General features: G+C 37.7%; 12 protein-coding genes, 1 pseudogene and 1 riboswitch. Of the genes and pseudogenes, 8 read left to right on the top strand and 5 right to left on the bottom strand.

The window, feature by feature from the left end; genetic code table 11:
* Positions 1-109: 109 nt before the first annotated feature.
* Complete coding sequence (locus tag ACY9Z2_RS00330; protein ID WP_463607601.1) at positions 110-1,660, top strand: plasmid pRiA4b ORF-3 family protein; 1,551 nt, start codon at positions 110-112, stop codon at positions 1,658-1,660.
* 105 nt (positions 1,661-1,765) lie between these two features.
* Complete coding sequence (locus ACY9Z2_RS00325; RefSeq protein ID WP_463607600.1) at positions 1,766-1,963, top strand: alpha/beta-type small acid-soluble spore protein; 198 nt, start codon at positions 1,766-1,768, stop codon at positions 1,961-1,963.
* A 183-nt stretch (positions 1,964-2,146) separates the two neighbouring features.
* On the opposite strand, the gene ACY9Z2_RS00320 is transcribed toward ACY9Z2_RS00325, so the two are convergent.
* The 3 genes from ACY9Z2_RS00320 to ACY9Z2_RS00310 are packed head-to-tail and all read right to left on the bottom strand — an operon-like array spanning position 2,147 to position 4,424.
* Positions 2,147-3,808, bottom strand: coding sequence for a b(o/a)3-type cytochrome-c oxidase subunit 1 (locus ACY9Z2_RS00320; RefSeq protein ID WP_463607599.1), 1,662 nt, complete (start codon positions 3,806-3,808; stop codon positions 2,147-2,149).
* A complete protein-coding gene (locus ACY9Z2_RS00315; protein WP_463607598.1) occupies positions 3,801-4,277 on the bottom strand; it encodes a cytochrome c oxidase subunit II in 477 nt (158 codons plus the stop codon). The genes ACY9Z2_RS00320 and ACY9Z2_RS00315 overlap by 8 nt, the downstream gene beginning before the upstream one ends.
* Positions 4,278-4,298: 21 nt before the next feature.
* Positions 4,299-4,424, bottom strand: a complete 126-nt coding sequence (locus ACY9Z2_RS00310) for a cytochrome C oxidase subunit II (RefSeq protein WP_463607597.1) — start codon at positions 4,422-4,424, stop codon at positions 4,299-4,301.
* Positions 4,425-4,720: 296 nt separating this feature from the next.
* Here ACY9Z2_RS00310 and ACY9Z2_RS00305 point away from each other — a divergent pair, with 296 nt between their 5' ends.
* Positions 4,721-6,394, top strand: coding sequence for a peptide ABC transporter substrate-binding protein (locus tag ACY9Z2_RS00305; protein WP_463607596.1), 1,674 nt, complete (start codon positions 4,721-4,723; stop codon positions 6,392-6,394).
* Between the two features lie 199 nt (positions 6,395-6,593).
* On the top strand, positions 6,594-8,039 hold the full coding sequence (gene hpaB, locus ACY9Z2_RS00300) for a 4-hydroxyphenylacetate 3-monooxygenase, oxygenase component (protein WP_463607595.1): 1,446 nt from the start codon (positions 6,594-6,596) through the stop codon (positions 8,037-8,039).
* 101 nt (positions 8,040-8,140) lie between these two features.
* On the opposite strand, the pseudogene ACY9Z2_RS00295 reads toward hpaB, so the two are convergent.
* Positions 8,141-9,437: pseudogene (locus ACY9Z2_RS00295) on the bottom strand (glycosyltransferase family 2 protein).
* A complete protein-coding gene (locus tag ACY9Z2_RS00290; RefSeq protein ID WP_463607594.1) occupies positions 9,431-10,201 on the bottom strand; it encodes a hypothetical protein in 771 nt (256 codons plus the stop codon). The pseudogene ACY9Z2_RS00295 and the gene ACY9Z2_RS00290 overlap by 7 nt, the downstream one beginning before the upstream one ends.
* A 188-nt stretch (positions 10,202-10,389) precedes the next feature.
* Between ACY9Z2_RS00290 and ACY9Z2_RS00285 the strand changes: the two genes are divergently transcribed.
* The 4 genes from ACY9Z2_RS00285 (at position 10,390) to ACY9Z2_RS00270 (ending at position 14,456) form a co-directional block, all read left to right on the top strand.
* Positions 10,390-11,499 (top strand): PfkB family carbohydrate kinase, encoded by a 1,110-nt coding sequence (locus ACY9Z2_RS00285; protein ID WP_463607593.1) that lies wholly within the window; start codon positions 10,390-10,392, stop codon positions 11,497-11,499.
* Positions 11,496-12,410 (top strand): pseudouridine-5'-phosphate glycosidase, encoded by a 915-nt coding sequence (locus ACY9Z2_RS00280; RefSeq protein WP_463607592.1) that lies wholly within the window; start codon positions 11,496-11,498, stop codon positions 12,408-12,410. The genes ACY9Z2_RS00285 and ACY9Z2_RS00280 overlap by 4 nt, the downstream gene beginning before the upstream one ends.
* Before the next feature lie 356 nt (positions 12,411-12,766).
* Positions 12,767-12,849, top strand: a riboswitch (cyclic di-GMP riboswitch).
* A 144-nt stretch (positions 12,850-12,993) separates the two neighbouring features.
* On the top strand, positions 12,994-13,515 hold the full coding sequence (locus ACY9Z2_RS00275) for a hypothetical protein (RefSeq protein WP_463607591.1): 522 nt from the start codon (positions 12,994-12,996) through the stop codon (positions 13,513-13,515).
* A 17-nt stretch (positions 13,516-13,532) separates the two neighbouring features.
* Complete coding sequence (locus tag ACY9Z2_RS00270; RefSeq protein WP_463607590.1) at positions 13,533-14,456, top strand: DUF5667 domain-containing protein; 924 nt, start codon at positions 13,533-13,535, stop codon at positions 14,454-14,456.
* Positions 14,457-14,512 lie beyond the last annotated feature (56 nt).

The following is a 14,512-nucleotide window of genomic DNA, read 5'->3' as shown; positions in this document are numbered from 1 at the left end:
AGCTAAATACAAAACTTTCATATTATGAATAGTATCCTACAATTTGCTTTTAGTAAATAAATTGATTTGATGACATCATATGCTACACTAGGAAAAACGAGGTGGGATAATGATATACGAATTTAAAGTAACACTGAAGGATGTCGGTGTTCCCGTATGGCGTAAAATTCAAATGGATAGTAATGCTACGTTTCACGACTTGCATAAGGTGTTACAGGTTGTGTTTGATTGGCTAGATGGTCACCTACATAGTTTTTTCATAACGAAGTCTAATGGGAGAAAGGTCGATCGACTTGAAATTGGTCAGGAGGTTGACCTTGAGTTTGACTTTTTCGATAATTTTGTTGATCGGGAAGGTAGCTTAAAGGAAAAAGATGTTAAGCTGGTGGATTATTTCGTCCGGAAAAATGATAAAGCATCTTATGTCTATGATTTTGGTGATAATTGGGATCATGATGTTGTGTTGACAAAAATAATGCCTCGAGAACAAGGGGTTTCGTACCCTCGATGTGTTGGTGCTAAAAACAGTGCGCCACCTGAGGATAGTAGACATGAAATTATTATGGGTGAAATTGACCTTGAAGTTGATCCATTAGTTGATTTGGCTATGGAAGTCAATTTAGACATTGAGGCTTTGTTAGAGGATATGCTCAAACAAAATAAAGAGATGCAGACGAAAAATAATAACTGGCCGGATATTTTAGATAAAGCAAAAGCGCTGTATAAGTTAAAGCCTTGGAATTTTATGGACAACTCGCTCGTTTTTATGGTTCAAGATCCACAAACAGATGAGCGGTTATTTTGTACCATTCTCAATGAAGGTAATCAATTTTATGGGATGTGTGTGTATATTGGTGAACGGGGATATCGGTCGTTGGTGGATACGTATGGCGGAGAGAAATCGAATCGTTATTTAATCGATCATCAACAGGGAATATTATTGAGCTTTGAGAACCGGGAAGATTTAATTGCAGAAGAGTACGCAGTGATTAAAGGGAATTATAGGAGCTTTCACGGTAAAAAGGCATGGCCAACGTTTACGAGTCATAAACCAGGATTTCTTCCCTGGACCTTAGATGAACAGGAAAGAAAATGGATGGAGTTAGCTCTTGTACAAGCCTTACATGTTTGTCAGGAAATTGCTGATGGACTTGCAGTACCGGACTTATATGAGGAACAATCTGTATTGGCCCGCATACCTGGAAAAAGGCGTCCGTACGTTTTCAAAAACAATATCGTGGATTTACAGGATTATGCTAAAAATGAGGTGACATTAGATGTTTCCGAATTAGAGCTGAGACGGTTAGAAAAGCAAAAGCTGATCGCGACGATTGAGTTTTCCACGCGTTTTATCGAATTGCCTATTCAAGAAGATGAGTCAGAACGACCAATACTTCCTTATCTAATTATTGCTGCTGACAAAAATGAAGGTCTCGTTGTGTATCATAGTATGCTTACAGGGAAGCAAGATGTAGGGACGGTTCAACGCGAATTTCTGAAGTTTATTGAACACATTAATGGAATTCCGATGAACTTGATAATGGACGAAGATACGGAAAGTTTGCTCCGTCCAGTTATTGAAAAGTTGAATGTGAAGGTAAAAGTGGAAGACTCGTTAGAAATCATTGAAGATGTGATAGACGGTTTTTTTAACAATTAGGTGTGTTTACTAATTTTTCCCTGATTAAAATTGTAGTTATCTCAAAAGCTAACGGTGAACGGATTTATTCTGTTCAGTTTGAAATCCCACAAGGAGTGATCAATGATGGCAGAGAACAATAACGATTTGTTAGTGCCTGGTGCAAGAAATGCAATTGATAACATGAAGGAAGAAATTGCAAATGAATTTGGTGTCGAGCCTGGAGCCGATACTACTGCACGTGATAACGGAAAAGTGGGTGGCGAGATGGTCAAACGCATGATTAGACTCGCTGAAGAGAATATGCGAAACGGCCAAAAATAAACGAATGTTCTAATGAACAGAAATTTATTGGGCAGTTTCGATATCATATTCTTAGAAGGAAAGGGATCGGAGTTAATTCCGGTCCCTTTTCAATATTCATTCACTAACCTCAACAATAATCCCTGTCACGATTGTAAAAACGATGATGAATGCAAGTACAAACATGAACATATTTATCATCTCCTACCATGTTTTAAATCCTTCAGATCCTGGTGGTGCATGCTGAATCATATCAGTTAATGGAATAGCATAAGCGATGATGATTAAGGCGAATGCTATTCCGATCCATAGCCACCAATTTTCTAAGAACTTTGGTGTGTGACTTGCATCACTTTCAGCAAGTGGGAAATCAACAAAATTTAGCTCATTAGTTGCTTTTGGTGAACCGAATAATCCTTGAATGACAATGAAAATTAGCAAGCTAGCTGATAAAAATAAGATGGATCCACCGATAGCCATTGTTACATGATTAGAAAAAATTCCGTTAAACCATTCTAGGGCAGCTGGATGATCGCCATAATTCGAATACGCTGTTCTTCTTGGTGCACCTAGAAGTCCTAAAATATGTTGGGAGGTAGACATGAGAAACATACCGATAGCCCATGTGAACACTTGAATAAAAGCGAGTTTTTGTAACGATTTGGTTAATTGCCTACCTGATAAATATGGAATTAGCCAAAAGGTCAATCCATAAAACGTCATCGCAACTGGTGCGCCAACAGTAATGTGAAAGTGTCCGACAACCCATAATGTATTGTGTATGACTTCATTTAACTGAAAGCTCGCGTTGATGATTCCGCCAGCGCCGCCAGGGATGAAAAAGAGCATTGCGATAAAAATAGATGTGAACCGGACATCACGCCACGGAAGTTTTTTTACCCAACCAAATAATCCTTTTGCACCTTTTTGTCTACCTGAAACTTCAAATGTTGCAAACATCGAGAACGCAGTCATTAGTGATGGAATGATTACCATAAAGGTTAAGGATGTTTGCAAGAATTTCCAAAAGCTTGGAATTCCTGGTTCAACTAATTGGTGGTGAAAACCAACAGGTATGGAAAACAAAATAAATAACATAAATGTTAATCGTGCGAGCGAATCGCTAAATACTTTTGTACCAAGAAGCTTTGGAACAACCAGATACCAGGCCATGTACGCAGGTAGTAGCCAGAAATAAACGAGTGGATGACCAAAGTACCAAAATAGTGCTCGACTTAATTCCACGTTTATTGTATCGACCCACCCAAACGCCCAAGGTATAAATTGGAACAAAACTGTTGCCACAACCCCGAGACATGCAATTAGCCATAGAACGATCGTAACAATTGTCATAAATGCAAATAGAGGACTCATTTCTTTTTTGTGTTGTTTTTTCCATGCTACATAATGGCCAATCAAGGCAAATCCACTAACCCATGTACCGACAATAAATAGTGCCAATCCTACGTAATATAATCCATGTGCCTGGAGTGGTGCATAGAACGTATACATTACGGATGCTTCGCCAGATACGATCATAACAACGGTGAGAATAGTGCCGACTGTCATGATGTAGAATCCTAACCACGAAAATCCTCGCACTTTTTTTCCGAATGTACCGATTGATTTGCTCATACCAGTGTAAAAAAATCCATAGATAAAATAAGTAGTAAAAACGAGTGCTAGTAACACGCCATGAGCAGTGAGTATTTGATAGTAATCAAGCCATACCGGAAGTACAAGTGCGTTATTACGGATAAAAACTTGAAGTAATCCGCAAAACGTACCGATTAGAAAGGCAGTATAAGCTACCACTATATTAGTCAACGCTAGTTTTCTATCTGGCTTCGCTATTTGCTTATTCATGTGCTACCACCTCAATTTCCGTCTTCATGTATTGGTGACCGGTCCCGCAATATTCATTACAGATGACTAAATAGTTACCTTCCTCTGTGAAGGTGTATTCCTTTGTGTTTACTTGTCCAGGAACGACCATCATGTTTACGTTTGTATCAACAATTGAAAAGCTGTGCGTGACATCTGGGCTAGTCACTTTAAATATAATTTTTTTGCCAACAGGAACAGTGATTTTGTTTGGCTCATAACCAAACGTTTTTGCGATTAAGGCTACCTGATACGTATTGTCATCTAGCTTTACAACTCCTGGATTGTCAAACGGCGCAGTATGTGTGATGTGTTCTGGATGAACAGCATGATCACCTCCCGCAGGTTGATGGCCAAGCGTAAATGCACTGACTCCAATAATCAATAAAAATAAAATTAAGGACGAGATTCCAAAAATCAACCAGATTTTTTCAAACTTGTGTACGTGCATATAAATCCACCTCTTTCTTGATTAACGTGATAAGTGAAAAAAGTACATACTAAACCAGGCAATGAGAATGAAAATTCCTACGCCAAAAACACTAATGAGCGTTCCTACTAAATCCATATCCTTCTGTTTTCTATTATTTTTTCTCATTGGATCGCCTCCGTTTCTTATACGTTTACTATATAAAGTTTGCGTTTCGTTAACTGTGATTTTTATCACAGGTGAAGCGAGTAAAATTAGACATTTTGTGAACAAGTAATTCCTTCAAAAAACTGGCATTAAATTGGTAATAAAATGTACTATAATTTCATAAAAGTAATAGTAGGTTAAAATATTAGGTCAAAAGACCTGCTTGTTTAATTAACTGAAAACTAATATAATTAAAACTACACAAAATTTTTAAACGCCAAAAGATGTTATTTACAAACTAAGGAGGCTAATTACATATGAAGTTTTCGAAATTTTCGTTACTCTTAGTTTTTGGGGTAGTGCTGAGTTTGATTCTTGTTGCTTGTTCAGATGACTTTAAAGGTGAGGTCGGAAAGGAATCGGGCGAATCAGGAAAATCAAGTGGAGAAGTTGAACAAGAATTTAATTTAGCTGCATCTGATATCATCCCAACGATGGATTCGTCGATGGCAACCGATTTGCTGGCGTTTCAAGCATTAAGTGCTACAAATGAAGGTTTATATCGACTAGGAAAAAATGGTGAAATTGTTGAGGGTATCGCAACGGATCATAAAGTTAGTGAAGACGCGCTTACATGGACGTTTACATTGCGGGAAGATGCTGTTTGGTCGAATGGAGACCCCGTTACAGCACATGACTTCGTATATGCTTGGCGACGTGCTCTTGATCCGGACACTGGCTCTGAGTATGGCCCTTATATGATGGGTGGCGTACTTAAAAATGCGACAGCAGTTAATAAAGGAGAAAAACCGCTTGAATCATTAGGCGTTAAGGCTGACGGAGACTACACATTGGTTGTAACTCTAGAGAAGCCAATACCATATTTCGAATCTTTAACAACATTTGGAACTTATTACCCTATGAACCAGAAATTTGTTGAGGAACAAGGCGATGAATACGCAACAAGTTCTGATGCTCTTTTGGCAAATGGTCCATTTAAATTAACGAATTGGAAGAGCACTTCGGATTCGTGGAAATTTGTAAAGAATGAAGATTACTGGGATGCGGAAACGGTGACACTAGAAAGTATCACATATGACGTAGTGAAGGATCCACAGGTTGGAGTCGACTTATATGAAAAAGGAAAATTAGACCGTACAGCTTTAACGTCCGAATTAGTTGATGTTTATTCAGCGAATGAGGATTATGAGGTAACGCTTGGTACTGGTGTATACTATCTAAAATTTAATCAAACACAGTCAGAGGCGCTAGCAAATGTCAATATTCGCCGTGCACTAAGTCAAGCGTTTAATAAACAAGCGTTAGTAGATGAAATTTTAAACGATGGATCCATTGTAGCTAATGGATTTGTACCGAAGAATTTTGTGAAAATGCCTGAGTCTGGTGAAGACTTCCGTGAAGTTAGTGGTGATTTGTCAACGTATAACGTAGAAGCCGCAAAAGAAGCGTGGAAAAAAGGTTTAGAAGAGCTAGGAAAAGAAACAGTAGAGCTTGAATTTCTATCAAGTGATAGTGAGACTTCTAAAGAAATGGGCGAATACATTGCAAATCAGCTAGAACAGAACCTAGAGGGACTAGAAATAACATTGAAACAGGTTCCGTTTGAACAACGGTTAGCACTTGATTCTGAGATGGATTATCAAATCCAATTTTCTTCTTGGTTCCCAGATTACTTAGATCCATATACTTTCTTAAATTTATTTGTAACAGATGGTGGAAATAACAAGATGGGATATTCCAATCCTGAATATGATGCTTTAATGGAAAAAACGGCAAATGAACTAGCATTAAAGCCTGTTGAACGTTACCAAGCATTTTTAGAAGCTGAAAAAATCTTATTTGAAGATGCAGCGATTGCACCAGTTTACCAAAGTGCAACTGCACAGCTGATCTCGCCAAAAATGCAAGGAGTAATTGAAAACTCATTTGGAGCACTTTATGAATACAAGTGGGCTTCAGTAGCTGAGTAATCACGAAAATACCGTTAGTTGTTATGTAGGAAATACTACATAATGACTAGCGGTTTTTTGTATATGTAATTAATCAAATGTTTGATTAACACTCTCATAGGCACACTGAAAGGGATAAATTAATAAGATACAAGTATGAAAATGGATAACTGCTTTAGAAGCGATCCATTGTAAAGTAATTAGTACTAGGGGTGTGCGTATGCCAGCGAAAACTGGAGATGAATACATTAAACGGATTGACCAGCTCCATTCGAATGTGTGGATTGATGGCAATCAAGTTGACGGTAAAATTTCTGAGCATCCTGCATTTAGAGGGATTATGCGTAGTCAAGCAGCATTATACGATCTACAGCATGATAGTGCTGTAAACGAATCGATGACTTATCAATCGCCAAAAACGTGGAATCGTGTAGGAATATCATTTTTACAACCAAAGACCCGTGCTGACTTAGTAAGAAGAAGGAAAATGGTTCAGAACTGGGCAAGGTCAAATAATGGATTAATGGGTAGAAGCCCTGACTATATGAATACAGTATTAATGGCGTTTGCAGCATCCGTGGATTTTTTAAAAGGGAAAGAAAACTGTTTTCCCGACAACATTACACGCTACTATGAACATGTACGTGAAAATGATTTATGTTTAACCCATACATTTATTGATCCTCAGGTGAATCGAGCGCAATTTTATTTGGAAGATGCGGACGAGGAGCCAATTGCTGCAAAAGTGATAGAAAAAAATGATGATGGAATTGTTATAAAGGGGGCGCGGCTACTTGCTACTCAGGGTGGAATTACGGATGAGATATTAGTATTCTCAGCCGGTGGAATTCAGGATAAAGCAAATGGCTTCGCATTCTCCATTCCTAGCAATAGCCCTGGATTACGATTTATTTGTAGGGAATCTTTTGTCGGGGGAGAATCTAGGTTTAATTATCCATTAAGCTCTCGCTTTGAAGAAATGGATACAATTGTTGTATTTGATGACGTATTAGTGCCGTGGGATAGAGTTTTTTATTATGATAATATACTCGTTTCCAATAGCTTTATGTCGTCAAGTTCATTTTTGCCATTCACATTACACCAAGCAGTATCTAGACAGATTGTAAAAACTGAATTTATCCTCGGGATTGCCCAATCGATTATAGACACGATCAATATTAGTGAGTATCAACATGTACAGGAAAAAGTATCGGAAATTATTGTTGGATTAGAAACACTTAAAGGATTAGTTCTGAAGGCTGAAGCAGAAGCAGAAATTGACGAATGGGGATATATGCGACCTGATCGAACGACATTACAGATTGCTATAAATATATTCCCGCGGATATACCCTCGTTTTGTAGAGATTGTGCAGTTATTAGGTGCGAGCGGTTTAATGTCGATTCCGACAGAAAATGCTTTTGCCTCAACTATTCGTTCAGATTTGAATCAGTATTTGCAAGCAAAATCAGCTGATGCGAAGGACCGAGTACAGCTATTTCGATTAGCCTGGGATCTAACTATGAGCGCCTTTGGTACACGCGAAACATTGTATGAACGGTACTTCTTTGGTGATCCTATTAAACTATCGAGCCAATTGTATTTTTCCTATGATAAAGAACCATTTGTGAAGCGGGTAAAAGAGTTTTTAAATGACAAAAAATAAATTCAGTGTCAATTATCGAGTGAATCTTTTATTTCCCGGGAAATAACGACAAAAAAATACCAGATACCTTGTTATTTTTCTAACTCGGTACCTGGTATTTTTTATTTAAATCGGGTTGTTTTATCCCAGCCAATTGTTTGACGTTGCTTTTTGGCCTTTTAGATAGTAGATAAGGCTTCTGACAAATAGGTACGAAAATAGCTGAGCATAAGTGAAATACATGATGAAGCTAACAAATACATTTTTCGGTGTAAACGTTTGTTCTGCAGCCTGGGCACTCATTAGTTGAGTTGTGTATACGATATAAGCTACATACCAAATAAACATTAACGGAATTGTATAGGTTATATAGAGAATATCGAGTACACCTAGCACAAACCAAATGTAGGAAAGCACTAGAAAAATCCAGAATATAACGTAAACCATTAATTGATGAACAGAGTGAACCATCATTTTACCCCCGAAGTAACCAGGAGTGGTTAGTGTGCGTTCGACAATATATAAGTTTCCTTGAAGCCAACGGGTTCGTTTTATATAAACTTGCATTGTTTCCGGTTCCTGTTCCCAAGTTATTGAATCCGGAACGATTGGTAGATAAAAGCCTTTTTGGGTAATTCGTAAAGTAAGTTCCGCATCTTCTGCAATCGCATATGGATCATATCTACCTAATTCCTCAATAACACTGCGGTTCACCAGCATATTTGTGCCAGTAAGTGAACCGGTTTTAAACAGTTGCCATCGACCAGATTGCATTAGTAGTTGAAAAACTTGAAATTCAACTGAAATCATACGGGTCAAAAGGTTTTTACCTTCATTGATGGTTCTTACATACCCAACTGCTCCAGCTGCGTTCTCAAACGAATGTGCTGTTTCTATTAATTTAGTAAGTGCGTGTTTCTCGGGTTGGTTATCCGCGTCGTATACACAAAAATATTCACCGGTTGAAATGCTAAGTCCATAGTTTAACACTCGAGATTTCCCTTTGGGTTCACCTTTTGGAACTTTAATGTGATGGATGTAGTTAAACGTTTCGTCATACTCTTCTGCAATATCTGCTGTTTTATCAGTAGAATTATCATTTAGAACATAAATGTTAAGTTCACCTGGGTAATCTAGTTTCACCATTGCATCGAGAGTGTTTTTTATGACGAGTTCTTCGTTGTGTGCTGGAATCAAAATATCTACACTCGGGTATTGGTTAAGCTTCGGTTGAGTGATTTTTTTTGAGCGATAATAAAGACCAGCTATCGTTAATAAACTGTAATAGAATAGTAGAATTATAAACAGTAATGTTGTGAACAGTAGAATTCCTCTTATGTTGAATAAGTCAAAAATAATACCAATAGCAGCTAATAACCCTAATGAGATTACTAGGATTAATATTATTTTCTTCATGATCTATCACCTGTCGTTTCACTTAATTCAGGTTGATAGCCAATCGTTTCTTTTTCATAAGTTAGCTTTGAAAGAGCTTCATGAGTAAACTTTTTTTCTAAGTTTAACCGCAATCGATTCTCTACTTTTTCCAACCCACTCCTTTCAATGTCCTGCAACAATATGGTTATGGTTACGTCATCCAGTTTTCCAACGATATCATAATAGGCACGAATAGTTTGGACTGTGCAATCAGCAATTTTGATAAAACTTATTTTACGCACGTTTTTTGGAAGGTTTTGTAGTCCGATTTTTACTATGTATCCACCTTCTTTTTTTCTTTTCATTGCAGTACTAATAATATTTTTTTGTTTTTCAAACTCACGATTTGTAAGAATTGTAGTGTCAATTATGTGTTCCTCTAACTCCTCAACGCGCTTCGATAAAACTTCATTTTTCCTTGCCGTAGTATAGGACCACTTTGATATCACATAGATTGACCAGATATTCAGGATAATTAAGCTATGTATGCCAATCCATTTAAGTTGGGAGGGTGTTGTCCAATTATCAATAAAAGCTAGTATTAAAGCCGAAAGGGCTGTGACTAGTGTAACTAATATAAATACAAGAAAGCAGACTCTATCCTTAATAGTGAAAAATACAACGACCGGAACTAAAAATAATAGAAAAAACGGATTAGGAATCATCTCATTGGTCAAATGATAAAGAGCCATAAATGAAAGGATCCACATGAACACAGGTATGGCAATTTTTTGACGTAACGTCATTACGAATCCCCCTTTTAAAAGTAAAACTATCACATAAACTATACCCGATAATATGTGGATATAAAAGTATATTATTGCTGGAAATAAAGGCATATTCTTGACAAATAAATAATTTTGCTTATACTAGTTGTATAACATATAAACAAAAGTTAATAAAATAAACAAATGTTTAAGTTAGGTGGTGAAGTATGAAACGAGATCTTAATGAAAACGAAGAGTTGATTTTGCGATTGATTAAAGAAAATGCATTTATTTCGCAGAATGAGCTTTCTGAAAAAGTTGGATTGTCCCGTTCTTCTGTTGCGAACCTAATTTCTGGATTGGTTAAGAAGAATTACATCTATGGGAAGGCATACGTTTTAAATGAAACGAGACCGATTATTTGTATTGGCGGAGCCAATGTCGATCGTAAATTGTATGCGAAAGAAGAAATTGTCTCGGAAACATCAAATCCTGTCAGGTCTTCCCAATCTGTTGGTGGCGTTGCGAGGAATATCGCTGAAAATCTTGGTCGTATGGGTGAAGAAGTGATTTTACTTTCTGTTAGTGGAAACGATTCTGATTGGAAACAAATTGAGGGCCTGTCGTCTCCATTTATGAACCTAGATTATGTGGCGCAGATTGAAAATGCTTCTACTGGTTCGTATACCGCTGTGTTAAACGCTGACGGCAATTTAGCGCTTGCTCTTGCTGACATGGATATATACGATTCTATTACACCCGAACTTTTAACAAAGAATAGCGCACTGCTACAACGGGCGAGGTGCTTGATTGTGGATTTGAACTGTCCAAGTGAAACAGTTGAATTTCTTTGTTCCTTTGCTTCAAAGCACCAAATCCCAATTGCTATTATTCCGGTTTCATCACCTAAAATGAAACGATTACCGAATAATTTGCGTGGTGTTACTTGGCTCATTTCCAATATAGATGAAACAGAAACATATATGGATTGTCGATTGGAGAATCCTTCTGATTGGGAAACAGCTGTTGGTAAGTGGGTAGACTTAGGTGTAGAAAATGTCATTATTACAAAAGGCGCTGAAGGTGTGATGGCTGGCGGAAACGATCAGCCAGTTCAGCACTTTTCTGCAATACCCACTCCAGATATTGTCGATGTTACCGGTGCTGGAGATTCATTTTGCGCAGGTGTGTTATATGCCTGGTTGAAGAAACGCTCATTTGAAACAGTAATTCAGTCTGGAATAATTAATGCACATCAGACGCTTCTGTCGACTTATACGGTAAGACAAAATTTATCAAAACATCAATTTGAACTCGATTTGGAGGAGTTAATATGAAAAAGTATGTAGTATTATCAGAAGAAGTAAAACAAGCTAAAGACGCTGGGAAGCCAATAGTGGCATTAGAATCAACTATTATTTCTCACGGAATGCCATATCCACAAAACGTTGAGATGGCGAGAAAAGTGGAACAAATTGTACGTGATAATGGTGCGGTCCCAGCGACTATTGCGCTAATGGACGGTAAAATTAAAGTTGGTTTAACGGAAGACGAATTAGAGATGTTTGGAAAAAGTGATGATGTGGCAAAGGTATCACGTCGCGATTTACCATACATTATAGCGACTAAAAAACTTGGGGCGACAACGGTTGCTGCTACCATGATTTGTGCAGAGCTTGCGGAAATCGAACTATTTGTTACAGGTGGAATAGGTGGAGTACACCGTGGCGCGGAAACGACAATGGATATCTCAGCTGATCTTGAAGAGCTTGCACAAACAAACGTTGCAGTTGTTTGTGCAGGGGCAAAATCAATTCTTGATCTTGGTCTAACAATGGAATACCTTGAAACAAAAGGTGTACCAGTAATTGGTTATGATACAGAATATTTGCCTGCTTTTTACACACGAAAAAGTGAATTCAGCGTGAATTTTTCAACAGACTCTGTAGATGAAATTGCGGAAACGTTAAAAGCAAAATGGGATTTAGGATTAGATGGTGGGGTAGTAATCGCAAATCCAATTCCGGAAGAGGATGCAATGGATGAGGCGTACATTAATGGAATAATCAAGGATGCGATTGAAGAAGCGAAGGAAAAAAATATTACTGGTAAGGATAGCACGCCTTTCCTTCTAGGGAAAATAAAAGAGTTAACAGAAGGCAAAAGCTTAGATGCTAACCTTGCGCTCGTTTACCACAACGCAAAAGTTGGTGCACAAATTGCTGCGAGTTTAACTTCAAAAAAATAATTAGAAAACTTGGCTTATCGCCAAATGGCGAAAACCTTAGTTGCCCTTATACTGAAATCCATAAGAACGTATACTTTCCTAGTCAGTGAAACAAAAACCAGGTATCGATATAGTTGAAGCGATACCTGGTTTTTTTATAAGATAAGAATATATAAAACCTGTCCAGCTCCATCGCCTAGACACTCGAGACATAAGCAGTCCACTTCCGTGTGGTAAAAAACAACACACTGCAGCGTTCTGCTTATGCTTGTCGTGTCTTTCAAGGCGCTTGTGCTTTTCTTATTCCAAAAGTCTGAAAAATTTGTTGAACTTTGTTGCTTGTTCGTATATACTTTACATAATTAAATAGATTAGTAAATTGATAAGGGCAAACCTGATGAAAATTAGGGACGCAAAGCTATAGGGGCTAAGGTGAAAACTAAGCTTGCCAGCTACCGGTTACTGGACGTAGCACACATCCATGTAAACGGGTGTGTTTTTTTATAACAAATTATGGCAGCCCTTGTTATAACAAGCTTCGGCATACCTATTAAGGACGAGGTAAATGCCGGGTTTTCTACTATGGTGAGAAGAGGTGGGTACGATGAAGAGTCGATTGTTTTACATATGTGTGTTAGCAGTAACGTTATTATTTTTAAGCGCTTGTGGTGACGTTGAGGCCGTTAAGAAAAAAGAAGCGAACGCGTCCGAATCACCAAAACAATTGGAAAAACAAGCATCAATTTATGAGAATGATCAATTCCCTGTAGTTGTTCAACAAACACCAGGTTGGCAGTTAACTAAAGAGCAGGTGGAAAAGGATAAGTTGATTGTTTCGTTTAAGAACGAAACAGTAAATGCAATAATTACTACTATTCCTACGTATAAAAGCTTTAACGAATTGAAGGACGAGTTCCTTCTCGGTGCTGGTGAAGTTGAAATTATTGAAAATAAGGAAAAACAACTTTCCTATAAATCAACGTTAGAAAATAGTATTCGCACTGATATTTTTTTAGATAAGCATCAGAATTTTACCTACATCTATACTTTTATGACACCGCATCAAGGATATGAAAATACGAAACAGGCTATTCATGATTTTTTAACTAATATCAAAACTAAATGAAAAAGGGAGTGGGCATGATGTTGAAACGTATTACTGGTATTACACTTGGAATAGGATTAGTTGTGGGTGGACAAGTTTATGCTGAAGACGGGAGTACTGTTGTAAGTCCTGATTCAGAGCTGTATGAAACCATTCGTTTAATGGAAGAAACGGAATATAAACTTACGGATGACATTAGCGATAAAGTTTTATTACAGGATGAATTTGCTGAAAATCGCTTAGAAGAAATTGAGCAAGCAATGCAAAATGGTGATCAAGAAACTGCTGAAAGGTTAGTAGAAGATTTTGAAGAGCTTGTAGAAGAACTGGAAAAAAACTTGATAGAAGCTGAAGAGGCTGGTGACGACCTTTCTGAAGTGGAAGACGAGGTAAGTGATGTGAAAACTAGTATTCTAAAGCTAACTGCATTACTGGAGCGTGCTGATTTTCCGGAAGAAGCAAGAAAAGGTATTTTACGAGCTTTAGAGAATCAACAAAAATCATTAGAAAATAAAGATGACGACAATGACGAGGCAGAAGAAAACGATTCGGATGATGAAACTGCTGAGATAGATGATGACCAAGTGAGTGAAGACGAAGAAGATGCTAATGAAGAGGCAGAGGAAAGAAATGAAGAAGCTAAGGAATTAAGAGAAGAAGCAAAAGAAGAGGCAAAAGAATTAAAAGAAGAAGCGAAAGAGCGTGAAAAGGAAGCTCGAGAAGAAGCGAAAGAACGTGAAGAGGAAGCACGAGAAAAGCAAAAAGAGCGTGAAGAAGAAGCTCGAGAAGAAGCTGAAGAAAGAAGAGAAGAAGCAAAGGAAAAGGCCGAAGAACAGAGAGAGCAAGCTAAAGAACGAGAAGAAAGAGAAAAAGATCAAGAAGATGAAGACGATGAACAAGAAGAGGATGAAAACGAAGACAACGATGATCAAGGTGAGAACGAAGATGGAGAAGACGATTAACATAGCTTGCTAGTTCAACAATTAAGGTGGTTGGTCTCTGATTAACGAGATCAACC

The organism is Virgibacillus sp. GM2-2, from assembly GCF_055329585.1.
The sequence above is the reverse complement of the archived record's forward strand: the minus strand, read 5'-3'. Positions and strand labels throughout refer to the sequence as shown.

Bases quoted from the DNA above. Each gene is read 5' to 3' on its own strand.
- ACY9Z2_RS00305 (WP_463607596.1), top strand. From the start codon at position 4,721: ATGAAGTTTTCGAAATTTTCGTTACTCTTAGTTTTTGGGGTAGTGCTG.
- ACY9Z2_RS00285 (WP_463607593.1), top strand. From the start codon at position 10,390: ATGAAACGAGATCTTAATGAAAACGAAGAGTTGATTTTGCGATTGATT.
- ACY9Z2_RS00270 (WP_463607590.1), top strand. From the start codon at position 13,533: ATGTTGAAACGTATTACTGGTATTACACTTGGAATAGGATTAGTTGTG.
- ACY9Z2_RS00320 (WP_463607599.1), bottom strand. From the start codon at position 3,808: ATGAATAAGCAAATAGCGAAGCCAGATAGAAAACTAGCGTTGACTAAT.
- hpaB (WP_463607595.1), top strand. From the start codon at position 6,594: ATGCCAGCGAAAACTGGAGATGAATACATTAAACGGATTGACCAGCTC.
- ACY9Z2_RS00290 (WP_463607594.1), bottom strand. From the start codon at position 10,201: ATGACGTTACGTCAAAAAATTGCCATACCTGTGTTCATGTGGATCCTT.
- ACY9Z2_RS00325 (WP_463607600.1), top strand. From the start codon at position 1,766: ATGGCAGAGAACAATAACGATTTGTTAGTGCCTGGTGCAAGAAATGCA.
- ACY9Z2_RS00275 (WP_463607591.1), top strand. From the start codon at position 12,994: ATGAAGAGTCGATTGTTTTACATATGTGTGTTAGCAGTAACGTTATTA.
- ACY9Z2_RS00330 (WP_463607601.1), top strand. From the start codon at position 110: ATGATATACGAATTTAAAGTAACACTGAAGGATGTCGGTGTTCCCGTA.
- ACY9Z2_RS00280 (WP_463607592.1), top strand. From the start codon at position 11,496: ATGAAAAAGTATGTAGTATTATCAGAAGAAGTAAAACAAGCTAAAGAC.
- ACY9Z2_RS00310 (WP_463607597.1), bottom strand. From the start codon at position 4,424: ATGAGAAAAAATAATAGAAAACAGAAGGATATGGATTTAGTAGGAACG.
- ACY9Z2_RS00315 (WP_463607598.1), bottom strand. From the start codon at position 4,277: ATGCACGTACACAAGTTTGAAAAAATCTGGTTGATTTTTGGAATCTCG.